The sequence below is a fragment of the Paracoccus sp. (in: a-proteobacteria) genome (assembly GCF_047973135.1).
GTDB lineage: Bacteria > Pseudomonadota > Alphaproteobacteria > Rhodobacterales > Rhodobacteraceae > Paracoccus.
The window spans coordinates 1-24,557 of sequence record NZ_JBKEBL010000282.1 but is presented as its reverse complement, the minus strand read 5'-3'; the positions used below and the strand labels follow the sequence as shown (position 1 = coordinate 24,557).

Sequence of the window (24,557 nt, the reverse complement as noted above, 5' to 3'; positions counted from 1 at the left end):
TCACGCCGGGCCGGCATCGGGGCGCAGGGTGGCAAGGGTCATGGCGATGCCGCGATGATCCTGCAGCAGGCCAAAGGCCTTGCGGATCGCTGTCAGCATCCCCAGCCCCAGCACATCGACCTTGAGCAGGCCCAGCGCGTCGATGTCGTCCTTGTCCCATTCGATGACGGTGCGATCCTCCATCGCGGCATTCTCGATCGGGCAAAGTTCGTCCAGCCGGCCCCTTGTGATCACGAAACCGCCGACATGCTGGGACAGGTGGCGCGGAAAGCCGATGATCTGGCGGATCAGATCCACCGTCTGCATCAGCCGCCGGTTGCCGGGATCCAGCCCGACCTCGCGCAGCCTTTGGGGATCGGGCTCCTGCCCGGAAATCCCCCAGATCTGGCCCGACAGGCCCGCCGTCACGTCCTGCGACAGGCCCATGACCTTGCCCACCTCGCGGATCGCGGCGCGCGACCGGAAATGGATCACCGTCGCGCACAGCCCGGCGCGGTGGCGGCCATATCTGGCGTAAATCCACTGGATCACCTCTTCACGGCGCTCATGTTCGAAATCGACATCGATATCGGGCGGCTCGCCCCGGTGCCGCGACACAAAGCGTTCGAACACCATGCTGATCTGATCCGGCGCAACATCGGTGATGCCAAGCGCCCAGCACAGAATCGAATTTGCCGCCGAGCCGCGCCCCTGACACAGAATGCCGATGCTGCGGGCATGGGCGACAATGTCATGCACGGTCAGGAAATAGGCGGCGAATTTCAGTTCGGCCACCAGCGCCAGTTCCTTGTCGGCCAGCGCCCGATAGGCGGGCGGCACACCATCGGGACAGCGCCGCACCAGCCCTTCAAGGGCCAGCCGTTCAAGCCGCGCCTGGGGCGGCTCGCCGCCCGAGATCTCGTCGGGGTAATCATAGCCAAGCTGACCCAGATCAAAGGCGCAGCGGGCGGCGATTTCCACGCTGCGGCGAATGGCGGCGGGGTGATGGCGGAACAGCCGCGCCATGTCGGCGGGGGATTTCAGGCGGCGTTCGGCATTGGCCAGGGCGCGGGTGCCGATCGTGTCGATGGTACAGCCCTCGCGGATGCAGGTCAGCACATCGGCCAGCGGGCGGCGCGCGGCGCGGTGCATCAGCACATCGCCCACCGCCACCATCGGCGCCGAAACCCGCTGCGCCAGCAGCGCGCAACGGTTGAACCAGTCCTGGTCGCTGCCATCGTAACGCGGGGCAGCGCCCAGAAACACATCGCCGGGATAGCGCTGCCTGACCTGCCGGATTACCGGGGCCGGGTCGCCATCCGCAGGTGGCAGGGCAATCAGGATCAGCCCCGCGCAACCCGTCAGAAGATCGTCCAGCCGCAGATCGCAATCGCCCTTTTCGGCCCGCCGCTTGCCCCGGCTCAGCAGCCGCGACAACCGCTGCCAGGCGCGCAGACCGGTCGGCAGGGCCAGCCACTCGACCGGGCAGTCGCGCAGCACCAGACGACTGCCGGCAATCAGTTTCGGCAATCCTTCGCCGGTCCCCTTGCGGCGCAACTCACGCAGCGCCGTCCAGCCCCGCACCACCCCCGCAACCGAGTTGCGGTCGGTGATCGCCATGGCCGGCAGCCCCAGCTCACAGGCGCGCATGACCAGTTCCTCGGGATGCGAGGCACCGGTCAGAAAGGTGAAATTCGTGGTCACGCCCAGTTCGGCATAGGTTTCAGACATCACGATATTCTCGCTCCATGAACCGCTTTCCGGCTGGATCGTCATGACAGGACCAGCCTCGCAGCGATGTCGGCTATGACAGAGCCCGGCAAAGGCTGCATAAATGGAAAGGGGCGGGGGCGCGCTTCGCGCGCAGGCGGTCTGCGGATGGCCAGCGGGTGAACAAGAACGGTCGGGCGCAGCATTCCGCACCGGCTGAACCGGGCATCCCGCGCGGCAACAGGGACACAGACCGTCGCACCACACCCCGGATGACAGCGAAATCTGCGCATAACGGATTTTGTCCCGTCGTGGCGGGAAATTCCGGTCTGGGGCGGGTTTGTCTGACCTCCTGCGGCCTTGGCCTGCCGCAATCGCGATGACCGCCGCAGCAGATCCCCCCCGGAACCCGGCTTTCCGCCGCAGGCGGTAGCGGGGGGTCCGGGGGGCGCAGCGCCCCCGGCCGTCGCGGGACGCAATAAATCCGGCGGCGACGCTGCACCACGTCCCCGGACAAGGCATGGCGGCAACCCACAACCTGTACCCCGCTGCTGTCCCCATGCCCCCCGAATGACGCGCCATATCCGGCATTTGCGGGAACTTTCCGCAGCCCCGGCACCAACCATCGCGCGCAGAGCCGATGCAACGCCCGCCCGTCGGTCCGGTTCCGCCTGCCATCTCATGCGAACTCCCCCTGCACGAACCAGCCCGGCGACAGCGGCGTGTGAAACATCCACAGGCGCCGGCCCTGCGCTGTCTCGACCTGCCAGTAATCCCGCAAACCAGAGCGCCATGCCGGATCGTCCAGCCACCATTCCGGGGCGATCCGCTCGGGGCCCGTCACCCGTGCCGTCACCATCGCCATACTCCGCCAGCGAAACCGCTGCGGCGGCAGTCCACCCTGCCCTGCCCCTCCCTGTCCCGCGGCCGGTTCCGGCGCGAATATCCGCAAGGGACGCGGGCGCGGGCTGGTCCAGTTGCCCGAGGGCTGCGAACAGGCGGCCGGCGCGATCTGAAAGCTGCGCTCGGGGATGTGGCTTTCGGCGGGCAGAAAACGGCGGATGTTTTCCAGCCCGACCCGCATCCCCAGCCGGGTGATCAGATCGTCCAGCCGGTCCTTGCGCGCCACCCCGGCATTGCCGGTCTGCTGCGCGGGCAAATCCTCGACCACCAGCGCCTCAAGCCGCATCACGTCAATGCCAAAGCCCGCATCCACACCCTCGACCCCCGGTCGGAACAGCGGCAGGATCCGGGCCGGATCGCGCAGGGCGCGGGCCAGACGCAATTCCACCTGCCGGCTTTCCTGATCGACGCGGCGCAGCGTCAGGCACAGCACCCGCGCGCCCCTGTCTTGCGCGGCCAGCCTTTCGCACAGCCGGTCCAGCAGCCGGGCGGTCGCCGCCATCACATCCTCCAGCAGGCCGACCGGTTCGGGCAAGGTCAGACGAATGGCATGGCGGGGCGGCTCGGGATCGGGGCTGATCGCCTCGGGCTGCTGGCCCGATGCCTGATCCAGCCGCATCATCAGCCCCGGCCCAAAACGCCGGGCCAGAGGCGCGCGCGGCTGCCCGGCCAGATCGCCGATCCGCCGCAACCCCAACCGCCGCAGCGCAACGGCCATGTCCGGAGGCAGGCGCAACCCCTCGACCGGCAGCGCCGCGATGGCCGCCAGCCCCGCGCCGGGCGCGGCCACGCCGCCGCCATGCCGCGCCAGGGCCCAGGCAGCGCCGCGCGTGTCGGCCAGCCCTGCGCGCGCCGACAGCCCCGCCCGATCCAGCCGGGCGCGCAGATCGTCCAGCAGCGCCGCCTCGCCCCCGATCAGATGGGCCGATCCGGTGATGTCCATGACCAGCCCGTCGCCACCCTCATTCCCGACCCAGGGACAATAGCGCGTGGCCCATCGCCGCAGCAGCGCCAGAAACCGCGCATCGGCCAGCGGATCGGCGGGCGCGCTGGTCAGGTCGGGGCAAAAGGCGCGCGCATCGGCCCCGGTCATGCCCCGCGACAGCCCCAGCGATTCGGCCGCGGGGTTCAGGCAATACAAACGCTCGGCATTGCCTTGCGTCAGGGTCAGCGCAAAGGGCCCCTCAACCGGGCGCACCCGCAAAACCCGGTCCGTCGCCAGACGCGGAAACCAGATCGAGACGACGCGACGCGTGATTCCACCGAACATCCCAGGCCCCTATTGTTCCTGATTTGTTCTTATTAAGCTGCCACCGCATCGATGTCGAGTCCGCCGCACCGAAACGCGGCTCGCACAGCCAGCGGGTCTCGGCGACATTGCTGCCCATCGCCTCGGGGATCAGGCACAGCCCGGTCGCCTGCCCCGCCCCGGCGGCCAGTTGCAGCCGCCGCCCCGGTGTCAGGCCCAGAGGTTTCGACAGCTCTGCCACGACCAGCGCCACCGCGCCGGATCGCAACGCCTCTTCGGCGACGGCCAGCGCATCGTCATGGCGCAGGGCATCGACCAGAAGCAACCGGGCCGGATCAAAGAACAGCGACAGCCCCTGCGGGTTCAGCCGCCCTAGTGCATGACCGGGCAGAACCCACAGCACATCGCCGCCGGACCGCGCCGCCGCCACGGCGGCAAAGCTGGTCGCCCCCGGCCCGCTGGCCTCGTGGACGCGACCGGGCTTGAGTTGCAGAAATTCCGGCACCGTCGCGTTCATGGCCCGCGATCCTGACCAAACCGGCCCAGCCAGGACAGGACCAGATCGTGCTGCAACGTCTTGGCGCGGCGCGTCCATCCGGCGGCACCCGCCGGATTTTCGGCCCCCCGCGTCGCCGCATGGCGCGCGCCATCGGTGCACATGACGGCAAAGGCCAGCCACGGCCCGCCACCGTCGCGCGCATATCCGGCAAGGTTCGACACAAAGTTCAGCGTGCCCGTCTTGGCCACGACATCGGGGGCAGGCACGTCCCGGCCGGGCGGCGGCACCTCGGGCTTCAGCAGATCGGGCAACCCGGCGCTCAGCCCCGGTCCCGCCAGAATCCGCGCCATCCCCCCGGCGGTCACGCGACTGTCCGCCGACAGGCCGGAATGATCCGCCAGGCTGAAGCCGACGCCCAACCCCTGCGCAACCAGCCAGTCCCGCATGGCTCGCGCGGAAGCCCCCGGACCAGAGGCACCGCTGGCGCGCAGGCCCACCACCTCGGCGGTCAGGTTGGTCGAATATTTCAGCATCCCCCGCAGAATGTCGCGCAGCGCCGGGCTGTCCAGCGCCGCGATCTCTTGCGTCGCGACGGGCAGCGCACCGATCACCTCGGGCGCGGGCAGGACCAGCCCCTTGGCACGGCAGAGGGTCTGGAACACGTCACCGGCGTAAAGCTCGGGCTTGCGGACCGGCAGCCAGCGGCTGCCCGCCTTACCCATCGCCGCGCGCGACACTGTCCAGCTTTCGCGCCCATCCCCGGCCCCATAGCTGAACAACGACACCTGTGCCCCAGGCGCGGCGGTGATCGTATAGGCGCGGGGCGAATGCGCCTCGGCCCGCGCCTCAAGCGACATCCGATAATCGCCGCCACTTTGCCGCCAGCCCAGATGGACGCGGTTGAAATTCAGGATCATGCCTGACATCGCCGGGTTATAGGCCAGATGGTCCGCCTGCCCCGGCGCGATCTCGGACAGGCGCGGCAGGGCACCGCCCCAGACCGCGAAACGCGCCAGACTGCCCTGCCCGCTGGCCACCAGATCGCCCGCCAGCCGTTCCAGATCGTCGGTAGATAACAGAGGATCGCCGCCGCCCGCCAGAATGATCATGTCGCCCGCCCGCAGGATCCGGGTCCGGAACCTGAAGGACGGCCCCAGCCGGTCCAGCGCGTAAAGCGCGGTCACGACCTTCAGTGTGCTGGCGGGCGTGACCGGTGCAAAGGCCGCCGCCCCGTCATGCAACACACCCGTTCCCGGATCCAGCAGCGCATAAGACACCCGCGCCGCCAGCCCGGCCCGCGCCACCACCTGAGCCGCGCCGGGTACGGGCCGCGCCGGAGGACGTTGCCCAAGGCCGCCCGGCAGGGCCGCCGCACGTGACCCGATCATGACCGCAAGCGCCCCGGTCAGCAGATTTCGCCGCGACATCATCCCTGCCGTTCCTTCCTTTCGGTCCCTGCCCCGCCGCGCTGCTGCTGCCTGATTTCCGACGATGACAGCGAGGACATCGGCAGATTGATCATTACCCAGACCGGTGCGGGCAGCAGTGGCAACAGCCGCGCGGCCGATTCGGGCAGCCGCCAGCCCCGCATGATCCGTGCCGCCCGCGCATGCCGTGCCGCCAGCCGCGATCCCGGCCGCGCCAGCACGCCAAGGGGCACCCGTGCCGCTATCTCGTCCCATCGGTCCCAACGGTCGAACTGCACCAGATTATCCGATCCCATCAGCCAGACAAAGCGCACAGCCGGATAGAGCCGTTGCAGCGCCGCTATCGTGTCGGCGGTCATCCGCGTTCCCAGGCTGGCCTCGATCCCGGTGATCCGTACGCGCGGATCCCGCATGACCCGGCCCGCGGCGGCGATCCGCGCGGCCAGAGGCGCGGGCCCCCGCGCCTTCAGCGGATTGCCCGGACTGACCAGCCACCAGACCTGATCCAGCCCGAACCGCGCCAGCGCGGTCCGTGTAATCTGCACATGGCCCTGATGCGCGGGATCGAAGGATCCGCCCAGAATCCCGATCCGCGCGCCCGGCCATGCAAGGGGAAAATCCTGTGCCATCGCCTGTCTGTAATCGCGCGCCGCGCAAAGGAAAAGATGCTACGCCCGTGCCTGCGGCGCGGTAACGATGGTCGCGCAGGCCCGTCCGTCATGTTTCGACTGGTAAAGCGCCCGATCCGAGGCCGCCAGCATCTGATCGGCGGTCGGTGCCTCGAAACAACGGCTTGTGACCATGCCGACGCTGACCGAGACCGCGCAGCTTCCGCCCGGCACCGGGATCGGCCTTTCCACCTCGGTCTTGATGCGCAGTGCCAGACGTTCCAGCAAGACGCGGTCCTGAACCCCGCGCAACAGCAGCACGAATTCATCGCCGCCAAACCGCGCCGCCTGATCGTCGTCGCGGATCACATCGCGCAGCACATGGGCGACCTTGCACAGCACCTCGTCCCCGGCTGCGTGACCAAAGCGGTCATTCACGTCCTTGAAGTGATCCAGATCCAGATGCGCAAGCGTAAAGCCCTGCCCGCGACGCGACGCGCCGGTCCCCTGCGCCGCCCGCAGCGCCGCCTCAAGCGCCAGCATAAAGCCGCGCCGGTTGCACAGCCCCGTCAGCACATCGGTGCTGGCCTGCGTCTCGGCGGCCTTGCGCGCCGCATCCAGGCTGGAGTTGAACATCGAAAGCTCGCCCATCACGGCGCGATTGGCCTCGTGCAGGAACAGCAGCTCGATCGCCAGTTCCGAGGGCGCAAAATCGCTGTCGGTCAGGTCAAGCTTGCGGACGGCATCGGCCAGACCGATGCCAAAGCCAAGGCTCAGCAGCAGCTTGCCATCCTCGACCGGCAGGACATGGCCACGCAGGTTCAGCCGCGCATCGCCGGTCATGCGAAGACCGATCCGCCCGCCGGTGCCCGCGCAGCGCAGGATTTCGGTCATCGGCCTGCGGGTCGGCACCGGGCGCGTCATTTCAAAGACATCGCCCATCCATATCGCGCCCTCGGGGATCAGCTTGCGGGCGGTGCGGCCCGCGCCCAGAATCCTGCCATCGGCCCCGGCCAGCACATGCATGGGCAGCAGCAGGGACAGAACCTGACTGCCGACCGTCACCGAAAACTGATCGCTCATCCCGCCTCCGTTTCGCGATGCGCATCCTCGCCACCAAGACGGAAATCGCGGGCCGCCGAAAATGCGCAATCCGAAATCAGGACATGGATGGCATTATCCTCGACCCAGATCAGGCCAAGGACGCCGTAATCATCGGCCATCGCCCGGATGATGCCCGCCAGGGCAAAGCTCCATTCCGAACGCTTGCGGGGCAGGATCACGCGGATGCTTTCCGACCCCTCATGGGTCACGGTCATGTCCGGCAGCCCAAGATCCGGAATGACCATATGTGCGTGATCCGGCAATTCGACCAGATTTTGCAAAAATTCCCGGAAATCGCGCCCCGAGAACCGCAACAGCCTGCGCACCGGTTCCAGCCGCGCCAGCCACGCGCCCAGATCCTCAAGCAGATCGTGCTCGGGCTTTCCCAGCCGCTGTGCCGCCTCGCGCATCAGGACATGGCTTGGGTTTTCCCCCGGTCTGACCGCCGGCGAAAATCCGCGCGCATCGATCCCCGCCGCTTCGGCCACGTCGCGCCAGAACGCGTCACCATAGGTGGCGCGAAGGAATGCCTCACATGATCGCCTGACTAGCCTGTGCATCTTCACCTCTGCTTGGGCACAGCTATAGGGCGAAAGAATTAAGAACCCGTAACCCGCCTTCTAATCCGCGTCCCAGCCATAGCTGCCGGGTCCGGCAAGCGCGGTGCGGGCTGCCATGACGTCATCCGGGCGGATACCGCGATCCGCCGCGAATTCCAGCACCATGTCATCTCTTTCCAGCAGGAATTCAAGAACATAAAGGCCGAAGTCGGGTTCCTCGGCGGCCTTGCGCAACTGATCAGGCGCAAGCCCGCTGGCGGCCATCAGCCCTTGGGCAAGATCGGCCCGCGAAGCCACGAAAACCAGCGCTTCAAGGGCAAGGTTCCGGGCGGCATCTGTAGAAAAGCTCATCTGTCGTCTCATGTTGTCCGGGCGCTTTCTAACACGGGCCGGGTGCCGGAAACACTTTGTTAAACATTTCCTGTCATCGTCGCGCCAAGGCCTATCCAGAAAGAGGCGACCTGCAAGATGACCGCACGCATCCTTGTCGCGGATGGCATCGCGACCCACCGCATCACGCTGAAGGTGCGCCTGACAGCGGCTTGCTATGATGTGGTGATCGCGCCGAATACCGCGCAATTATCGGCATTTGCGCGACATCACCGGCCCGACCTGATCATTCTGGGCGGCGGATTTGGCGATGAGCGACCGATTGATCTGTGTCAGCGGCTGGCGACCGATCCCGATCTTGCCGCGATTCCCGTGCTGATTCTGGCCGATGCCCCGGACCGGCTTGAGGCGCTGCGCGCCGGTGCTGCCGCCGTGCTGGAACCCGCGGTCGATGAACATATGCTGCTGGCCCGGATTCGCAGCATCCTGCGCGATTCGGACAGCGTTTCGGACCGCCGGGCAGAGATGGCCGAACCTCCGGCAATCTTTGACGCGGCACCCGCGCGCATCACGCTTGTTGCCGATTCGCCGGGGCGTGGATTGTGCTGGAAACACCTGCTGGGCCCGCGCCTGCCCTATCGTTTTATCGCCTGCGACCCCGAAGAGGCGCTGCGCGCGGCCTCTGACGGGCGCGGCTCGGATCTGTATCTGATCGCCGCCGATATCGAGACGCGGGGCGATGGGCTGCGGCTGCTGTCGGAACTGCGCTCGCGCAACGGATCGCGCCATTCGGGTTTTCTGATCGCCACCATGCCCGGACGCGAGGAAATCCACTCGATCGCGCTGGATCTGGGCGCGGGCGAGGTTCTGCCTGTCAATCTGGGCGGCGCGGCGGGGATTGAGGAAACGGCACTGGCCGTCGAATCGCAATTGTTGCGCAAACAGCGCGCCGACAAGCTGCGCGCCGAGGACCGGCACAATCTGCAACTGGCCATGACCGATCCGCTGACCGGGCTGTACAACCGCCGCTACGCGCTGCCCCGACTGGCCGAAGCGGCACATCAAAGCCTTGAGAATGCGTCGAATTTTGCGGTCCTGATCATGGACCTGGACTGGTTCAAACGGGTCAATGACCGCTATGGTCATGCGGCCGGCGATGCGGTGTTGCGGAATGTCGCGCAGATCCTGGATCAGGCCATCGCCACCGACGGCCTGACCGCGCGCCTCGGCGGAGAAGAGTTTCTGGCTATTCTTCCCGATGCGGACGAGGCCAAGACCTTTCGCATCGCCGAAACCATCCGCCGCGCCGTCGAGGCCCATCCCACACGCCTGCCGAACCGCAACGAGGCGGCAAGCATTCGCGCGACCCTGTCCATCGGCGCGGCGATCATGACCGGGGCGGGCTGTTCGATAGCCCATGACATGATGGCCGAACTGATCCTTGAGCGCGCCGATCAGGCGCTGCTGACCGCCAAATCCCTTGGCCGCAACCGGGTGATGCTGGCGCAGGCGGAATATGCGGCGTGACCCCATCCTTCCGGGCGCATAGCTCTTTCTCTGGCCCGTGGCTGCGAAAGTGACTATCCTGATGCCGGTGCATGCGAAGGAAGGATGCGGAATGGCGCAGACAGAGGTGACTCCGGCCGATGCGGAACGTCCCACGGGCGAGGCTATGTGGCGCGGCACGCGCGGACGCTGCCCTGCTTGCGGCAAGGGCAAGCTGTTTTCATCCTATCTGAAGGTCGCCGATCATTGCCCCGATTGCGGTGAGGCATTGCATCATCAGCGCGCCGATGACGGCCCGGCCTATCTGACGATCCTGCTGGTCTCGCATCTGGGCGCGCCGATCCTGCTGGCCTGCTATATGATGTGGCGGCCTTCGGCGATGACGATGATTTTCAGCTTTGGTCTTGGCGCGGTGATCCTGTCGCTGCTGCTGCTGCCGCGAATCAAGGGGGCGATGGTCGGGCTGCAATGGGCGCGGCGGATGCACGGTTTCGGCGCGGAACCGGCTTCGGCATGAGCGGTCAGCCCATCCGCGATGCGGCGACCATGATCCTGCTGCGGCGTGGGCCGCAGGGCAGTTCGGTCCTGATGGGCATGCGCGGCGCGAAGGCCGCGTTCATGCCGTCGAAATACGTCTTTCCGGGTGGCGCGCTGGATGCCGAGGATGCCGACGCCCCTCTGGCACGCCCCCCCAGCGAGCTTGACCGCCGCCGCCTGCTGGTCGAGCCGCGCCCCGAGGCCCCCGTCAACGCCGATGCCATCGCCGCCGCCGCCTTGCGCGAGCTGGCCGAAGAGACCGGTCTGCTGATCGGCGCGGCGAATGGCCCGGCAAGCGGCTGGCCCGGCTATGCCGAAACCGGACTCAGCCCCGACGCCGCCCATCTGCGCTATGTGTTCCGGGCTATCACGCCGCCGGGGCGACCGCGCCGTTTCGACGCGCGGTTCTTTGTGGCCGATGCCGCGACGATCAGCGGCGATCCCGACGATTTCAGCGGAGCCTGCGATGAGCTGTCGCATCTGCACTGGGTGCCCCTGACCGAGGCGCGGAAACTGAACCTGCCCTTCATCACCGAGGTGGTGCTGGCCGAGGTCGCCGAACTGACCGGCGGGGTCGCCTATCACGACCCGCTGCCGGTGCCCGATACGGTGCCGTTCTTCGACAATCGCGGCCCTGCCCCGCGATTTACCCAGATCACCTGATCAGCGTCCGGTGAACCGCGCCTTGCGCTTTTCCAGAAAGGCCGCGACGCCCTCGCGGAAATCGGCGCTGCGCCCGGCCTGACCCTGCAAGCGCGCCTCAAGCTTCAACTGGTCGTCCAGATCATTGTCAAAGGATTCGGCGACCGCGTGACGGACCGACAGATAGGCCGCAGTCGGACCGCCGGCCAGATGCCGGGCGCGCGCGGCCACGCCTTCGGCGAAACCGTCATCGGGTAGCGCCTCCCAGATCATGCCCCAGTCGGCGGCCTGCCGGGCGGTGATGGCATCGGCAAACAGCATCATGCCCCGCGCCCGCGCCCCGCCGACGGCGCGCGGTATCGCCCATGTGCCGCCCGCATCGGGGATCAGCCCGATCCGTGTGAAGGCCTGAATAAAATTGGCGCTTTCGGCCGCGATCACCACATCCGCGACCAGCGCCAGATTGGCCCCGGCCCCGGCCGCCGTGCCGTTCACCGCCGCAATCACCGGCGCGGGGCAGTTCACCACTGCATGCAGCATCGGTTCGTATTCATTGCGCAGCGTCGCCTCAAGATCGGCGGCCGCGTCGGCATCCTGCAAATCCTGCCCCGAACAGAAGGCGCGGCCCGAACCGGTCAGGACCACGCAACGCACCTCGGGCGGCAGGGTGGTCAGGGCCTGCGTGATTTCGGCCCGCATCCGGGTGTTCAGCGCATTCATCACCTCGGGCCGGTTCAGGATCAGGGTGGCGATGCCGTCGGCGATGCCGAACTGGATTGTCTGATAGCTCATGGAAAATCCCTCTTTGACGGCGATCATGCAGAAAACCGGCAGCGGCGAAAGAAATACGCCACGTCAATCGTGCATGATCTGTTGCAGACGCGCCTTTTCATCTTCGGTCAGGGCAGTGTCGGGCAGCGCGGGGGCCGATCTTGTGCGGAAAAAGCGCCAGACGATCAGCAGCGCGATCAGCGCCATGCCCGGCCCTGCCAGCCACAGGATCAGGTTGCCGCCGCGGGCGCGCGGATCGAACAGCACAAATTCTCCGAAGCGGTCCACCACCGCGTCGATCACCTGATCATTGTCATCGCCCGCGACCAGCCGTTCGCGGACGTAAAGCCTGAGATCGCGGCTGATCGAGGCGTTCGATTCGTCGATATTCTCGCCCTGACAAATCGGGCAGCGCAGCTTTTGCGAGATTTCGCGCGCGCGTGCCTCAAGGGCGGGATCAGCCAGAACCTCGTCCGGCTGTACCGCCATCGCGGTCAGCGGCAGGGTCAGCAGCAGCGCCAGCAGAAGGACCAGCCGCCTCATTCCGCCGCCACCGCCGCAAGCCGCGCCCTGCGGGCACCCGCCGCCACGCGATAGCGGCGGTCCGACAGGCTGATCAGCCCGCCAATGGCCATCAGCATCGCCCCCGCCCAGATCCAGTTGGCAAAGGGTTTGATATAGCTGCGCACGGCCCAGCCTCCGCCCTGCTGCTCATCGCCGATCACCAGATAGATGTCGCGGAAAATGCCGTTATCTATGGCAGCCTCGGTCGTGGGCATGGCCTGCACGGGATAGACCCGCTTTTCGGGGTGCAGTTCCGCGACCTGCCGCCCGCCCCGCGCCACCGCCAGCGTGGCGCGGGTGGCGGTGTAGTTCGGCCCCTCGACCTCGTCCACGGCGGTGAGCGTGATCTGATAGCCCGACAATTCGAACGGCTCGCCCAGGCGGGCAACGCGGATATCCTCGGTCTGCCAGGCGGTCAGAAGGCCGATGCCGATAAAGGTGACACCCAGCCCGGCATGGGCCACCGCCTTGCCCCAGTCGGCGCGCGGCAGGCGCAGCAGCCGCGATGCGCCGGAATTGCCGGTGCGCTGCCACAGATCCGCCGCCGCCCCCGCGATCAGCCACGCGCCAAGCCCCGCGCCAATCATCGCGATTGCCGACCGACCGGTCGAGACGGCAAAGACCAGCAGCGCGACCGCCCCGGCAAGGATCAGCGCGCCGCGCAATTGCCTGATCGCCCGCGCCGGGTTGCCACGCTTCCACGGCATGATCGCGCCAACGGGCAGCACCAAGGCCATGGCCAGCATGAAAGGGGTGAATGCCTGATTGAAAAAGGGGGCACCGACCGACAGTTTGCGCGCCCACAGCGCCTCGGCCAGCAGCGGCCACATGGTGCCGACAAAGACCACCAGCGCCGAGACCGCCAGCAGCACGTTGTTCAGCACCAACGCCCCCTCGCGCGAGACGGGGGCAAAGACGCCCCGTGCCGTCATCCCGCCTGCCCGCGCGGCATAAAGCGTCAACCCGCCGCCGACGAACACCGCCAGAATCGCAAGGATGAACACGCCCCGCGCCGGATCGCTGGCAAAGCTGTGAACCGAGGTGATCACCCCCGAGCGTACGATGAACGTCCCGATCAGCGAAAAACCGAAGGCCATGATCGCCAGCAGGATCGTCCAGCTTTTCAGCGCCTCGCGCTTTTCGACGACGATCGCCGAATGCAGCAGCGCGGCGGCCAGCAGCCAGGGCATGAAGCTGGCGTTTTCCACCGGATCCCAGAACCAGAACCCGCCCCAGCCCAGCTCGTAATAGGCCCACCATGATCCCAGCGCGATGCCGACGGTCAGAAACATCCACGCAGCCAGCGTCCAGGGCCGGACCCAGCGCGCCCATGCGGCGTCCACCCGCCCCTCGATCAGCGCGGCCATGGCGAAACTGAAAGACATCGAAAGCCCGACATAGCCCAGATACAGGAACGGCGGATGAAAGGCCAAACCCGGATCCTGCAACAGCGGGTTCAGGTCGCGCCCGTTGAAGGGCGGATTGGCCAGCCGAAGGAACGGGTTCGACGTGAAGATGATAAAGCCGTAAAACGCCGCGCCGATGGCCGCCTGCACGCCCAGGGCCCGCGCGCGCAGGCTGGGCGGCAGGTTGTCGCCAAACACCGCCGCAGCCGCTCCGAACAGCGACAGGATCAGCACCCACAGCAACATCGAACCCTCGTGATTGCCCCAGACGCCGCTGATCTTGTACAGCATCGGCTTGGCCGTGTGGCTGTTCTCATAGACCAGCTTCAATGAAAAATCCGAGGTGACAAAGGCCGCCGTCAGCGCCGCGAAGGACAGTCCTGTCAGCAGAAACTGCGCCAGGGCCGCCGGTCGCGCACTGTCCATCCAGCCCTGCCAGCCGCGCGCCGCGCCGATCATCGGCACGATCATCTGATAAAGCGCCACGGCAAAGGCCAGGATCAGGGCGAAATGGCCAAATTCTGCGATCATGGGGCACCCTCCGTTCCGGTCCAGCATAAACCCACGAAAAAAGGGGGGAAAGTCCCCCCTTTGCGGCCTGCCCTCAGTTTTCCGTGTGCCGCATGCGACCTAAGCGCGCAAGCCCGCCGCCCAGTCTTGCAGCGCGGCATTATCGGCGAAATCCCCGTCTGGCGGGGCGGCGGCATGGCCCGGTACAGGCCCCTGCCGCGCGGCGGGGCGATTGCGGAAATGATACGCCTCGCGCGCCCCGAAATAGAACCCGACAATCGCCCCCAGCAGCCACCACAGCGGCTCGGGCACCTGTTGCAGCCCCTGCATCCTGACACCGAAACCGCCAGGTTCGACCATCGCATAGACAAACAGCGCCATCGTCCCCAGCGCCATGACGGGCCGGGGAAGCCGGTTCAGCCCGTTGACGAAGCTGTCGAACAAGCCTGCGTGGACCGATACGAATTCTTGCGCGAACTGGCCCGTCGCCCGGTCCCGCGCCTGATGGTCCAGCTCCATCTCGCGGGTGGCGCTGCGGGTAAAGACCTCGGCCATGCCGGTGGCGGCGCTGCCAAGCGCAGTGACACCCTGCGAGACGCCAAGGAAACGGTCGATCATGCCCATGCTGCGGTCCTTTCGCGATGTTCGGCCCCGGTCAGGTGATATTTCGGCGCGATGAATTCCTCGGCGCGCAGGATCCAGCCGCCTTTGCCCCCCGCCTGCGTACGGGCAAATTTGCGGCTGGCCGGGCGCTGATCGGCCAGCGCATAGTAATAATTGCGCCGCGCGATTCCATAGGCATCGGCGAAATGCGCAGGTGCGGCCGCTGCGGCGGCAGCCGCAGCGGCGATGGTGGCCGGCCCGACAATGCCATCCGCTGCCGCCGCGAAGCCCATGCGCGTGACCAGCCGTTGCAGGATTTTGACCGCATTCGTGCCAGCATTGACATACATGTCAAAGACGCTGGCCTGCACCGCCGGGGGCAATTCGGCCAGTCCCGGTTTGCGGAAATAATGTTCGATGAAAATCCCTTCGGCCTGCGCGCGGGTCAGCGACTTCACATCCGCCGCGTCGATCCGCCCGTCGCGGGTCAGATCCCGCCCCAAAGACCGCATCGTCCCCAAAGTCACCCCGAATTTCGTCGCCCCGCCCGGATCGTCGGGGTCATTCACGTAACCGCCCTCGCGCATGACGATCTGTCGCGCGATTTCCTCAACACCTTGCATCCCGGCCCCCTTGCGCCTGACTCCGCCCGGATCGACGGAAGGGTCAAAGGTGACGGGGCAGGGTTAACCGCCCCTTAACCCTGCGCCCGTTGCGCAACGGCACATCCGGCGGCGTCAGGGGATGTCGTTGTAATATTCCATCCCATTGCTATAGCCGACCGTACGGCCCAGTCCGGTCAGGTCCAGCACCCCGTTGCGTGCCGCCCATACCTGATATTCGGCATCAAGTTCCGCAACCTTGTCAGGCATTTGCGCGGACAGATCGGTCATCTCTGAGGGGTCTTTCGACAGGTCGAACAATTCCCACCTGTCGGTCCCCCAAGGCGGGTTGGCATAGACGATCTTCCAGTTGCCCTTGCGCAACGCCTTGCGACCCTGCAATTCCCAGCCGGTGACGTGATCGGGGCCGTGGACGGCATCGGCCTCGCCGCGCAGAAAGGGCAGCATCGAGGCCCCCTGCATCGGGTGAACGGGCTGGCCGCCGAAACTGTCCCCGGCGGGGGCAACCCCGGCAATGTCCAGGATCGTCGGGGCCACATCCATCACATGCGTAAAGGCCGCCGAGACGCCGCCCCGCCCGGACCGCTGTGATTTCGGCAGCACCGCAAAGGCCGGGGCACGGATGCCGCCCTCATAGAGAAACGCCTTGAAATGGCGCAGCGGGGTCGAGCCGACCTGCGCCCATCCCGGACCGTAATCGATATAGGAATCCGGCATTCCGGTATTTTCGACGCTGTTGTCAAAGGTCTGTTCGATCCATTCGCGGGTGCGCGCCACATCCGCCGCCGTGTTGCCATCCGCGCCATTGTCAGACAGGAACACGATAAAGGTGTTGTCCAGATCGCCGCTGGCATCAAGATAGTCGATCAGCCGCCCCAGTTCGCGATCCATCGAATCGACCATCGCCGCATAGACCGCCATCCGCCTGGCCTCGGCCTTCTGGATATGCGGGGCCAGCGTGTCCCAGTGCGGCCATGCCGGATTGCCGGGATAAACCTCGGCACCGGCGGGGATGATGCTCTTGTCCTTCATCGCGCTGACGCGGCGCGCGCGCAGGGCGTCATAGCCGTCGGCATAAGCGCCGTCATATTTCGCGATATCTTCGGCACGGGCCTGAAGGGGCCAATGCGGCGCGGTAAAGCCCAGATAGGCAAAGAATGGCTGATCGCTGTCCTTGTCGGCCTCAAGATAGTCGATCATCCGGTCCACGAAGAACTGGCTGGAATAGAAATCCTGCGGCAGATCGACCTCTTGCCCGTCCTCGCGATACAGCGCCTTTGGCCGTACCGCCGGATCGACCGCGATGATGCCGGTCTGGTCGAAATGCCCCGCCCCGCCCTGCACCAGCGCATAGGAATGATCAAAGCCGCGCATGGCCGGGCTGCGTTCTGGTGTGGTGCCCAGATGCCATTTGCCGGTCAGATAGGTGCGATAGCCATCCTGTTGCAGCAATTGCGGAAAGGCCAGCGCATGATCGTTCAAAAAACCCTCATAGCCCGGATTTTCACGGATTTCCGGCGGGATCAGTTCGGTCATGGCACCGAAACCAGCCTGATGGTTATCGGTCCCGGTCATCAGCATGGCGCGGGTCGGCGAACAGAAAGGCGCGGTATAGAACGAGGTCAGCAGCGTCCCCTGCGCGGCCAGCCCGTCCAGCGTGGGGGTGCTGATCTCGCCGCCAAAGGCCCCCAGATCGGAATAGCCAAGATCGTCGGCCACGACGACCAGAATATTCGGTCGCCCGGCCGGTTGCGCAAACAGCGGCGCGGCCGATGCCACAAGCATTCCCAACACGGCACCAAGGCGGCACGCGTTCCCCGAAAGAGACATGTTTTCCTCCCCAAAAATCAGCAATCCCTGCGTCAACGCCACAACCCAAAGGCACGGAGCAGGACGCGGGAACGGTGCGCGACCGAACCGTTTCGGACAATGCCCGGCAGAGTCTTGGATCATACCCGCCGGGCATCGGGCGGTGCTGCCGGTTTCCGGATCACAGGCCGGACAGAGCGGTCCAGATTGGCGGATTTTCTGGCAAAGCGGCGAATTTTCCTGTTTGATCAGAGACCAAAGCCACAAAGATCACCAAGGATCACATCGTGAAACGCTATCCCCGCGACATGGCCGGTCACGGCCCCCATGTTCCCGACGCCGACTGGCCGGGCGGTGCCAGACTGGCCGTGCAGATCGTCCTGAATTACGAGGAAGGGGGGGAAAACAACATCCTGCACGGGGATGCGGCATCCGAGGCGTTCCTGTCGGAAATCACCGGCGCGCAGCCATGGCCGGGACAGCGGCACTGGAACATGGAATCAATCTATGAATACGGGTCGCGCGCGGGATTCTGGCGTCTGCACAGGATGCTGCGCGATGTGCCGCTTACGGTCTTTGGCGTCGCCACCGCGCTGGCGCGCGCGCCCGATCAGGTGGCCGCGATGCAATCCGCCGGGTGGGAGATCGCCAGCCACGGGTTGAAATGGATCGAACACAAGGACATGCCCCCCGACGAAGAGCTTGCGCAGATCCGCGAGGCGATCCGCCTGCATACCGAGGTGACGGGCCGGGCCCCGCGCGGGTGGTATACGGGGCGCTGCTCGGTGAACACCGTCGATCTTGCCGCCGCCGAGGGCGATTTCGCCTATATCGCCGACAGTTATGCCGACGATCTGCCCTATTGGGTCAGGGCGGGCGGCAAGGATCAGTTGATCGTGCCCTACACGATGGATTGCAACGACATGCGCTTTGCAATTCAGGCGGGGTTCACCAGCGGTGATCAGTTCGAGACCTATCTGAAGGACAGTTTCGACATGCTCTATGCCGAGGGACGGCAGGGCGCGCCAAAGATGATGTCCATCGGGCTGCATTGCCGTCTGGCCGGACGGCCCGGCCGGGCCGCGGCACTGGCGCGGGCGCTGGATCATTTCCGGGCGCATGATCTGGTCTGGTTCGCGACGCGGGAACAGATTGCCGATCACTGGGCCGAACGGCACCCGCCGATCCGCCGCGACCGACCCTCGGATATGGATCTGGACCGCTTTGTCGCCGAGTTTGGCGGCATTTTCGAACATAGCCCATGGATTGCCGTGCAGGCGCACGGGCTGGAACTTGGCCCCGCCCATGACAGCGCCCAAGGCGTTCACAGCGCGCTGACGCGGGTTTTCCGGTCGGCCAGCGACGAACAGCGCCTGTCGGTGCTGACCGCCCATCCCGATCTGGCGGGCAAACTGGCGCAGGCCCGGCGGCTGACGGCGGAATCGACGGCCGAACAGGCTTCGGCGGGGCTGGACGCACTGACAGACGAGGAACGCGCCGCGTTCACCCGTCTCAATCAGGCTTATGTTGCAAAATTCGGCTTTCCGTTCATCATCGCCGTGCGCGATCACAACAAGGCGTCGATCCTGCGGGCGTTCACGCGACGGCTGGACAACGACCGCGACACCGAATTTTCCGAGGCATGCCGTCAGGTCGAACGCATCGCCGCGCTGCGCCTGAGCGACAAGCTGGACCGATGATTGCAGAAAGGATCACAACGACACTGCCGACAGACATGTTTCAATCACCAATCCACATTCAAAACCGGCCATGACCGTCGGAACTGGCCAGCATTTTGCACAGACAGGGGATAAAGATCATGAACCACACCTCGATCGGAACGCCCGAACAGTTGCGCGACCCGGATTACACGCCGCCGCTGACCACCGCCATACCGCTGGGGATCCAGCATGTGCTGGCAATGTTCGTCTCGAATGTGACACCGGCGATCATCGTCTGCGGGGCGGCGGGGTTCGGCTTCGGGTCCAACAGCCCCGATTTTCCGTACATGATCTACATGATCCAGATGTCGATGTTCTTTGCCGGCCTCGCGACGCTGCTGCAATCCATCGGCGCGGGTCCGGTGGGCGCGCGCCTGCCCATCGTTCAGGGCACCTCTTTCGCCTTTATTCCGATCATGATCCCGCTGGTCGCGGGCAAGGGGGTGGACGCAATCGCGGTACTGATGGGAGGGGTCTTCGCAGGCGGGCTGTTTCACGCCTTTCTGGGGCTGTTCATCCGCAGGATCCGCTTTGCCCTGCCGCCGCTTGTCACCGGGCTGGTGGTGACGATGATCGGGCTGGCGCTGGTGCAGGTGGGGGTTCAATACGCGGCGGGCGGCGTGCCCGCCATTGGCACCGAGGATTACGGCTCGGCGCTGAACTGGTTCATGGCCGGGGTGGTGATCCTTGTGACGCTGGGGCTGAAATTCTTTGCGCGGGGGATGCTGTCGGTCTCGGCGGTGCTGATCGGGTTGCTGGTGGGCTATGCCGTGGCCTTTCTGCTGGGGCAGGTGAATCTTGCCCCCGTCGCCACGGCGGCGGGCTTTGCCCTGCCCGATCCGCTGCATTTCGGGATGGAATTTTCGGTCGCGGCGATTGTCGGTTTCTGCCTGATGGCCTTTGTCTCGGCGGTCGAGACGGTGGGCGATGTCTCGGGTATCACCAGAGGCGGCGCGGGGCGCGAGGCGACAGATGCCGAAATTCAGGGCGCGACCTTTGCCGACGGTCTGGGAACGGCCATGTCGGGGCTGTTCGGGGCGCTGCCCAATACCTCGTTCAGCCAGAATGTCGGCCTGATCGCCATGACCGGGGTCATGAGCCGCCATGTCGTCACCATCGGCGCGATCTTTCTGATCGTCTGCGGGCTGATCCCCAAGATCGGGGCGATCATCTCATCCGTTCCGATCGAGGTTCTTGGCGGGGGCGTGATCGTCATGTTCGGCATGGTCGTCGCGGCAGGCATCTCGATGCTGTCGGATGTGAACTGGAACCGCCGCAACATGGTGATCTTTGCTATCGCCCTGTCACTTGGGCTGGGGTTGCAGCTTGAACCCGGCGCGCTGCAACATCTGCCGGGCACGTTGCAGGTGCTGGCCACCTCCGGGATCCTGCCTGCCGCGCTGATTGCCATCGCGCTGAACCTGATCCTGCCCGAGGAACTGGCCAGCGAATCCACCGAAGAGGTGTCGGGCGGCATGTCAGGCCATGGCCGGGGATCGCTGCCACGCGACGACCGCGGCTGAACCACCGCCCCGCTGCGGTCAGCCCCGCGCTGGCCGCAACGCCATGTGCCGGTTCACGTCCTTGTACAGCAGATAGCGGAACCTGCCCGGCCCGCCCGCATAGCAGGCCTGCGGGCAAAAGGCACGCAGCCACATGTAATCGCCAGCCTCGACCTCGACCCAGTCATTGTTCAACCGATAGACGGCCTTGCCCTCAAGAACGTAAAGCCCGTGTTCCATGACATGCGTTTCCATGAAGGGGATGACCCCGCCCGGCTGGAAGGTGACGATGGTGACATGCATGTCATGGCGCAGATCGGCCGGATCGACAAAGCGCGTGGTCGCCCATGCGCCGTCGGTTCCCGGCATCGGCACCGGCGCAATATCGTTTTCGTTCAGGATCAGCGGATCGGGCCGGTCCAGCCCCTCGACCGGTTCATAGGCTTTGCGGATCCAGTGAAAGCGCAGCGTGCCGGGGCCGGTATTGCGCAGGGTCCAGTCCGTTGCCGGCGGCAGATAGGCATAGCCGCCCGGCGTCAGCTCATGCCGCGCAGCCCCGACCGTCAGCGCCGCTGTCCCCTCGACCACGAACAACACCGCCTCGGCATCGGGATCGGCTTCCGGCCGGTCCGAACCGCCCCCCGCCGCGACCTCCATGATATATTGCGAGAATGTCTCGGCGAAACCGCTGAGCGGGCGGGCGATGACCCAGAGGCGCGTCCCTTCCCAGAAGGGCAGAAAGCTGGTCACGATGTCACGCATCGTTCCCTTCGGGATGACCGCATAAGCCTCGGTAAAGATGGCGCGGTCGGTCAGAAGCTGCTGCTGGCCAGGATGGCCTCCTTGCGGGGAAAAGTATCTGGCGGTCATGACGGCTCCTGCTGGCGGCGGGTCTGCCGCGCGGGGGCATGGTTATGCAGCCTCGTGCCTGTGGTCAATCGGCCCGTCATTCCAGCCGCCGGATCGTCCAGCCATCCTTTTCCAAAAGCCGCAAGACCCCCTCTTGGCCCGGCAGGTGCAGCGCCCCGAAGGCCGCGACAATCTGTCGGTCCTGCGCGGCGGCACTGACAGCGCCCCGCGTCAATGGCCTGATCCAGCTTTGATTTCGCTCATCCATCAGGTTTTCCCGAAAGAGCAGCATCTGCGCGTCCACTTCTGCCGGGGAAAAGCCGGAACGGGCATAGGCGTCGAAGCGGGAAAATTCCCATATCTCCCAGACATCGCCCGCGAAATAGGAATCGGTCAGCGTGACGGCGTAATCGTCGGCCAGTTCCGCTGCGGGCAAGACCCCCCGAAGCAAGTCGATTTCCTGCTGCGGGGTCAGATCGGCAAAGACGCTGAACAACGTTTCCCATGGCTCAAGCGACAGGACCGGCAGGTTCATTTCCCCGGCACGGGCGATCAGCAGATTGTCCAGCCCCTCGGGGACGTCACTGTGATACGACTCCATCATGCACGGCGGCAGGCTCAGCATCGTGGCGACAAACCACGGGCGCATCCGGGCCGTGATCACCGCAGGGGTGCCGCGCGCCTCCATCGCCCCGGACACGGCGGTCCATTCGGCGTCGCTGAGGCGTTCGGGCAGGGGCGGCCCTTCGGTCTGGACCAGCAGATCGGGTTTCGCGGCCACCGCCGCCTCAAGCTTTGCCTCTTCCTCGGGACCGGCCTCGACATACAGCGCCGCCGCGCCGGACAGCTCGGCCTCAAGCCTGTCCAGCATCCGCTGATGGCGCGGATCGCCGGAATGATAGGTTCCGACCAGCACCATCCGCGCCTCTCCCTTGGTTGCCTGCCACAACAGGCCCTTGCCAAAGGGCACCTGTGCCACCGCTTCGTCGATCCGGTCACGCCCGGCTTGCGGCAATGCCTCGATCAGATTGCGCCCGACGCATTCGGCCGCCAGTTGCGGCGCGGCAATGAGGGAAATCAGCAGGGACAGGACCAGTCGCATCGCTTACTCCGTTGTGAACCGCTGTCAGCTTGCCACGTGACGGATGGCTGCGCCAGCGGGACCGGCAAGGACATGCTCAGTCAGGCAGTCGCATCACCTGCGGCAACGGGCTTTGCCCGTCCAGAACCGCCTGCCAGAGGTTCAGGATTTGCTCCGCCTTGGCAGACCATGTGAAATCGGCCCGCACGCGAGCCTGCGCGGCGCGCGCCTTGGCGTAGAGGGGCGCGGGATCGTCGGCGATGGATTGCAGGATGCCCGACAGCGCGGCAATCACCTCGGCACGGCTTCCCAGCGGGATCCGATAACCCGTGGAATCGTCAACCAGTTCGCCCGGCCCCGCATAGTTCAGCACCACCGGCACAACGCCAAGCGACATCGCCTCAAGCACGGCACCGCCGCCAAATTCGCGGATCGAGGGGAACAGGAAAAGCTGGCAGGTCGCCGCGATACTCTGCACTTTCTGGTGATCTTGCCAGCCGTGGAACGTGACCCCCGGCAACCCTTCGCGTTCGACCTGATTTCGCAGCGCCTGTCCTTGCGAACCATCGCCGATGATGTCAAAGGTCAGCGCGCCCGAGCGCAGCAGAGGTGCCATCGCTGTCAGCGCCATATCCACACCCTTCAGCGGGACAAGCCGTCCGACGAAACAGACACGCAGCGGCAAGCGGCCATTCTGCGGCGCGGTCTGATTGAACCGTGCAGGATCAATGGCGTTTTCCGGAAGATAGATGGTCTTGTTACTGTATTGCTTCGGAATTTCGGCCAGTGCAAAGCGCGATCCGCACAGGATCGCCGAAGCCGCGCGCAACATCCGCGCCCGCGCGGGACGAAAGCGATACAGGCCGCGCACATTCGACAGCCATTCGCGTTCGCGCCGCTGTTCGCTTGCAAAGCCCGGCGGCCACGGAACCCCGCCATTGATCGGGCCCAGCAGGAACGGCACGCCCGCCCGTGCGCATTTCGTCGCCAGCGAACTGTTGACCGCCGGAGACAGCGGCGTCAGCCGATGCACCAGATCGTATTCGCCCGCCCGGATCGCCGGACCAAAGCGCCGCCACACCAGCCGCTCGAAATAGCCATAGCTGAACGATGTGATGAACTGGTTAATCGTCCAGCCGGCACTTTTGCCCATGCGCAGCTTGCTGGCCAGCTTCCACAGGGGCATGGCTATCTTCTCGCTGTCGATGGCGGTGAAATCGCTCCCCTCGGCCATCCCTGTCCGCAGGATCGCTTTGCGATTTCGGATCTGGGTGACAAGATGCACATCCGCCACCTCGCGCAGCGCATTGGCCACGGACCAGCCGACCAGCGGAACCGAAACCCATTCAGGATTCGCCGCCTCGGCGATCAGCAATGCGCGCAGGCGACGTTGCATCAACAGTTCCCAGCTAAAGCTATGATTTGTTAAATATCAATCGCATTCCTAACCCGTCAAGCGAATTTCCCAGGCCCGACCGTTGACAGCGCCGGTCCTTGCGCCTAGATCACCGTCATTGGCACTCGCTGCACATGAGTGCCAACAATGCGACACTGCAACCTGAAACATCGGAGTGTTAATATGGCATTCAAACCGCTGCATGACCGCGTGCTGGTCCGCCGCGTCGAGTCCGAGGAAAAAACCAAGGGCGGGCTGATCATCCCCGACAGCGCCAAGGAAAAACCCGCCGAGGGCGAGATCGTCTCGGTCGGCGAAGGCGCGCGCAAGGATTCGGGTGAGCTGATCACCCCGGCGGTCAAGGCGGGTGACCGCGTGCTGTTCGGCAAGTGGTCGGGCACCGAAGTTACCGTCGATGGCGAAGAACTGCTGATCATGAAGGAAAGCGACATTCTGGGCATCATCGGCTGACAGGCCGCCCGAACACACGCACCTTCACGAAAACTCTAGGAGATTCAAATGGCTGCCAAGGAAGTCAAGTTCAATACCGACGCCCGCGACCGGATGCTGAAAGGCGTCAACATCCTGGCCGACGCCGTCAAGGTCACGCTGGGGCCGAAGGGCCGCAACGTCGTCATCGACAAGTCGTTCGGCGCACCGCGCATCAC

General features: G+C 65.6%; 23 protein-coding genes. 6 read left to right on the top strand and 17 right to left on the bottom strand.

Annotation, left to right across the window (positions count from 1 at the left end; translation table 11 throughout):
• From ACK5L9_RS20730 to ACK5L9_RS20695, 8 genes are all read right to left on the bottom strand, one after another.
• Entirely contained in the window at positions 1–1,755 is a 1,755-nt protein-coding gene (locus ACK5L9_RS20730) for a PHP domain-containing protein (protein ID WP_416913351.1), read from the bottom strand.
• Positions 1,756–2,368: 613 nt separating this feature from the next.
• Positions 2,369–3,862, bottom strand: coding sequence for a Y-family DNA polymerase (locus ACK5L9_RS20725; protein ID WP_416913350.1), 1,494 nt, complete (start codon positions 3,860–3,862; stop codon positions 2,369–2,371).
• Positions 3,777–4,358, bottom strand: coding sequence for an ImuA family protein (locus ACK5L9_RS20720; protein WP_416913349.1), 582 nt, complete (start codon positions 4,356–4,358; stop codon positions 3,777–3,779). Before ACK5L9_RS20720 ends, ACK5L9_RS20725 begins: the two co-directional genes overlap by 86 nt.
• Entirely contained in the window at positions 4,355–5,770 is a 1,416-nt protein-coding gene (locus ACK5L9_RS20715; RefSeq protein ID WP_416913348.1) for a D-alanyl-D-alanine carboxypeptidase, read from the bottom strand. Before ACK5L9_RS20715 ends, ACK5L9_RS20720 begins: the two co-directional genes overlap by 4 nt.
• The gene (locus ACK5L9_RS20710; protein WP_416913347.1) at positions 5,767–6,396 is read right to left on the bottom strand and encodes a nicotinate-nucleotide adenylyltransferase; all 630 of its coding nucleotides are present in this window, start codon (positions 6,394–6,396) and stop codon (positions 5,767–5,769) included. Before ACK5L9_RS20710 ends, ACK5L9_RS20715 begins: the two co-directional genes overlap by 4 nt.
• Positions 6,397–6,435: 39 nt before the next feature.
• Positions 6,436–7,458, bottom strand: coding sequence for a GGDEF domain-containing protein (locus ACK5L9_RS20705; RefSeq protein ID WP_416913346.1), 1,023 nt, complete (start codon positions 7,456–7,458; stop codon positions 6,436–6,438).
• Positions 7,455–8,039, bottom strand: a complete 585-nt coding sequence (locus tag ACK5L9_RS20700) for a heme NO-binding domain-containing protein (protein ID WP_416913345.1) — start codon at positions 8,037–8,039, stop codon at positions 7,455–7,457. Before ACK5L9_RS20700 ends, ACK5L9_RS20705 begins: the two co-directional genes overlap by 4 nt.
• A gap of 60 nt (positions 8,040–8,099) precedes the next feature.
• Positions 8,100–8,390, bottom strand: a complete 291-nt coding sequence (locus ACK5L9_RS20695; protein ID WP_416913344.1) for a DUF3572 domain-containing protein — start codon at positions 8,388–8,390, stop codon at positions 8,100–8,102.
• A gap of 117 nt (positions 8,391–8,507) precedes the next feature.
• Between ACK5L9_RS20695 and ACK5L9_RS20690 the strand changes: the two genes are divergently transcribed.
• The 3 genes from ACK5L9_RS20690 (at position 8,508) to ACK5L9_RS20680 (ending at position 11,075) form a co-directional block, all read left to right on the top strand.
• Positions 8,508–9,896, top strand: a complete 1,389-nt coding sequence (locus tag ACK5L9_RS20690; RefSeq protein WP_416913343.1) for a diguanylate cyclase — start codon at positions 8,508–8,510, stop codon at positions 9,894–9,896.
• 91 nt (positions 9,897–9,987) lie between these two features.
• Positions 9,988–10,392 (top strand): DUF983 domain-containing protein, encoded by a 405-nt coding sequence (locus tag ACK5L9_RS20685; RefSeq protein WP_416913342.1) that lies wholly within the window; start codon positions 9,988–9,990, stop codon positions 10,390–10,392.
• The gene (locus ACK5L9_RS20680; RefSeq protein WP_416913341.1) at positions 10,389–11,075 is read left to right on the top strand and encodes an NUDIX domain-containing protein; all 687 of its coding nucleotides are present in this window, start codon (positions 10,389–10,391) and stop codon (positions 11,073–11,075) included. The genes ACK5L9_RS20685 and ACK5L9_RS20680 overlap by 4 nt, the downstream gene beginning before the upstream one ends.
• On the opposite strand, the gene ACK5L9_RS20675 is transcribed toward ACK5L9_RS20680, so the two are convergent.
• From ACK5L9_RS20675 to ACK5L9_RS20650, 6 genes are all read right to left on the bottom strand, one after another.
• Complete coding sequence (locus tag ACK5L9_RS20675; protein ID WP_416913340.1) at positions 11,076–11,846, bottom strand: enoyl-CoA hydratase-related protein; 771 nt, start codon at positions 11,844–11,846, stop codon at positions 11,076–11,078.
• A gap of 63 nt (positions 11,847–11,909) precedes the next feature.
• The gene (locus ACK5L9_RS20670) at positions 11,910–12,368 is read right to left on the bottom strand and encodes a cytochrome c-type biogenesis protein (protein ID WP_416913339.1); all 459 of its coding nucleotides are present in this window, start codon (positions 12,366–12,368) and stop codon (positions 11,910–11,912) included.
• Positions 12,365–14,326, bottom strand: a complete 1,962-nt coding sequence (locus ACK5L9_RS20665; protein WP_416913338.1) for a heme lyase CcmF/NrfE family subunit — start codon at positions 14,324–14,326, stop codon at positions 12,365–12,367. The genes ACK5L9_RS20670 and ACK5L9_RS20665 overlap by 4 nt, the downstream gene beginning before the upstream one ends.
• A 99-nt stretch (positions 14,327–14,425) precedes the next feature.
• Positions 14,426–14,929 (bottom strand): holin family protein, encoded by a 504-nt coding sequence (locus tag ACK5L9_RS20660; protein ID WP_416913337.1) that lies wholly within the window; start codon positions 14,927–14,929, stop codon positions 14,426–14,428.
• Positions 14,920–15,531 (bottom strand): holin-associated N-acetylmuramidase, encoded by a 612-nt coding sequence (locus ACK5L9_RS20655; RefSeq protein ID WP_416913336.1) that lies wholly within the window; start codon positions 15,529–15,531, stop codon positions 14,920–14,922. The genes ACK5L9_RS20660 and ACK5L9_RS20655 overlap by 10 nt, the downstream gene beginning before the upstream one ends.
• A 114-nt stretch (positions 15,532–15,645) precedes the next feature.
• Positions 15,646–17,361, bottom strand: a complete 1,716-nt coding sequence (locus tag ACK5L9_RS20650) for an arylsulfatase (protein ID WP_416913335.1) — start codon at positions 17,359–17,361, stop codon at positions 15,646–15,648.
• A 266-nt stretch (positions 17,362–17,627) separates the two neighbouring features.
• Here ACK5L9_RS20650 and puuE point away from each other — a divergent pair, with 266 nt between their 5' ends.
• Entirely contained in the window at positions 17,628–19,040 is a 1,413-nt protein-coding gene (gene puuE, locus ACK5L9_RS20645; RefSeq protein ID WP_416913334.1) for an allantoinase PuuE, read from the top strand.
• Between the two features lie 119 nt (positions 19,041–19,159).
• Positions 19,160–20,584 carry a uracil-xanthine permease family protein gene (locus ACK5L9_RS20640; protein ID WP_416913333.1) on the top strand — a complete coding sequence of 475 codons (1,425 nt, stop codon included), beginning with the start codon at positions 19,160–19,162 and terminating at the stop codon, positions 20,582–20,584.
• 18 nt (positions 20,585–20,602) lie between these two features.
• Here ACK5L9_RS20640 and ACK5L9_RS20635 read toward each other — a convergent pair whose 3' ends face one another.
• The 3 genes from ACK5L9_RS20635 to ACK5L9_RS20625 all read right to left on the bottom strand — a co-directional run bounded on the left by ACK5L9_RS20635 (position 20,603) and on the right by ACK5L9_RS20625 (position 23,889).
• The gene (locus ACK5L9_RS20635) at positions 20,603–21,433 is read right to left on the bottom strand and encodes a bifunctional allantoicase/(S)-ureidoglycine aminohydrolase (protein WP_416913332.1); all 831 of its coding nucleotides are present in this window, start codon (positions 21,431–21,433) and stop codon (positions 20,603–20,605) included.
• Positions 21,434–21,509: 76 nt separating this feature from the next.
• Positions 21,510–22,514: a TraB/GumN family protein gene (locus tag ACK5L9_RS20630; protein WP_416913331.1), complete on the bottom strand. Its 1,005-nt coding sequence runs from the start codon at positions 22,512–22,514 to the stop codon at positions 21,510–21,512.
• 76 nt (positions 22,515–22,590) lie between these two features.
• Positions 22,591–23,889 carry a glycosyltransferase family 4 protein gene (locus ACK5L9_RS20625; RefSeq protein WP_416913330.1) on the bottom strand — a complete coding sequence of 433 codons (1,299 nt, stop codon included), beginning with the start codon at positions 23,887–23,889 and terminating at the stop codon, positions 22,591–22,593.
• Between the two features lie 183 nt (positions 23,890–24,072).
• Between ACK5L9_RS20625 and ACK5L9_RS20620 the strand changes: the two genes are divergently transcribed.
• On the top strand, positions 24,073–24,360 hold the full coding sequence (locus ACK5L9_RS20620) for a co-chaperone GroES (RefSeq protein ID WP_416913329.1): 288 nt from the start codon (positions 24,073–24,075) through the stop codon (positions 24,358–24,360).
• Positions 24,361–24,557 lie beyond the last annotated feature (197 nt).

Excerpts from the sequence above, each read along its gene's own strand:
- ACK5L9_RS20670 (WP_416913339.1), bottom strand. The coding sequence starts at position 12,368 with ATGAGGCGGCTGGTCCTTCTGCTGGCGCTGCTGCTGACCCTGCCGCTG.
- ACK5L9_RS20680 (WP_416913341.1), top strand. The coding sequence starts at position 10,389 with ATGAGCGGTCAGCCCATCCGCGATGCGGCGACCATGATCCTGCTGCGG.
- ACK5L9_RS20715 (WP_416913348.1), bottom strand. The coding sequence starts at position 5,770 with ATGATGTCGCGGCGAAATCTGCTGACCGGGGCGCTTGCGGTCATGATC.
- ACK5L9_RS20620 (WP_416913329.1), top strand. The coding sequence starts at position 24,073 with ATGGCATTCAAACCGCTGCATGACCGCGTGCTGGTCCGCCGCGTCGAG.
- ACK5L9_RS20705 (WP_416913346.1), bottom strand. The coding sequence starts at position 7,458 with ATGAGCGATCAGTTTTCGGTGACGGTCGGCAGTCAGGTTCTGTCCCTG.
- ACK5L9_RS20730 (WP_416913351.1), bottom strand. The coding sequence starts at position 1,755 with ATGACGATCCAGCCGGAAAGCGGTTCATGGAGCGAGAATATCGTGATG.
- ACK5L9_RS20635 (WP_416913332.1), bottom strand. The coding sequence starts at position 21,433 with ATGACCGCCAGATACTTTTCCCCGCAAGGAGGCCATCCTGGCCAGCAG.
- ACK5L9_RS20725 (WP_416913350.1), bottom strand. The coding sequence starts at position 3,862 with ATGTTCGGTGGAATCACGCGTCGCGTCGTCTCGATCTGGTTTCCGCGT.
- ACK5L9_RS20630 (WP_416913331.1), bottom strand. The coding sequence starts at position 22,514 with ATGCGACTGGTCCTGTCCCTGCTGATTTCCCTCATTGCCGCGCCGCAA.
- ACK5L9_RS20655 (WP_416913336.1), bottom strand. The coding sequence starts at position 15,531 with ATGCAAGGTGTTGAGGAAATCGCGCGACAGATCGTCATGCGCGAGGGC.
- ACK5L9_RS20700 (WP_416913345.1), bottom strand. The coding sequence starts at position 8,039 with ATGCACAGGCTAGTCAGGCGATCATGTGAGGCATTCCTTCGCGCCACC.
- ACK5L9_RS20690 (WP_416913343.1), top strand. The coding sequence starts at position 8,508 with ATGACCGCACGCATCCTTGTCGCGGATGGCATCGCGACCCACCGCATC.
- ACK5L9_RS20710 (WP_416913347.1), bottom strand. The coding sequence starts at position 6,396 with ATGGCACAGGATTTTCCCCTTGCATGGCCGGGCGCGCGGATCGGGATT.
- ACK5L9_RS20650 (WP_416913335.1), bottom strand. The coding sequence starts at position 17,361 with ATGTCTCTTTCGGGGAACGCGTGCCGCCTTGGTGCCGTGTTGGGAATG.
- ACK5L9_RS20720 (WP_416913349.1), bottom strand. The coding sequence starts at position 4,358 with ATGAACGCGACGGTGCCGGAATTTCTGCAACTCAAGCCCGGTCGCGTC.
- ACK5L9_RS20685 (WP_416913342.1), top strand. The coding sequence starts at position 9,988 with ATGGCGCAGACAGAGGTGACTCCGGCCGATGCGGAACGTCCCACGGGC.
- ACK5L9_RS20665 (WP_416913338.1), bottom strand. The coding sequence starts at position 14,326 with ATGATCGCAGAATTTGGCCATTTCGCCCTGATCCTGGCCTTTGCCGTG.
- ACK5L9_RS20675 (WP_416913340.1), bottom strand. The coding sequence starts at position 11,846 with ATGAGCTATCAGACAATCCAGTTCGGCATCGCCGACGGCATCGCCACC.
- ACK5L9_RS20640 (WP_416913333.1), top strand. The coding sequence starts at position 19,160 with ATGAACCACACCTCGATCGGAACGCCCGAACAGTTGCGCGACCCGGAT.
- ACK5L9_RS20695 (WP_416913344.1), bottom strand. The coding sequence starts at position 8,390 with ATGAGCTTTTCTACAGATGCCGCCCGGAACCTTGCCCTTGAAGCGCTG.
- ACK5L9_RS20660 (WP_416913337.1), bottom strand. The coding sequence starts at position 14,929 with ATGGGCATGATCGACCGTTTCCTTGGCGTCTCGCAGGGTGTCACTGCG.
- ACK5L9_RS20625 (WP_416913330.1), bottom strand. The coding sequence starts at position 23,889 with ATGCAACGTCGCCTGCGCGCATTGCTGATCGCCGAGGCGGCGAATCCT.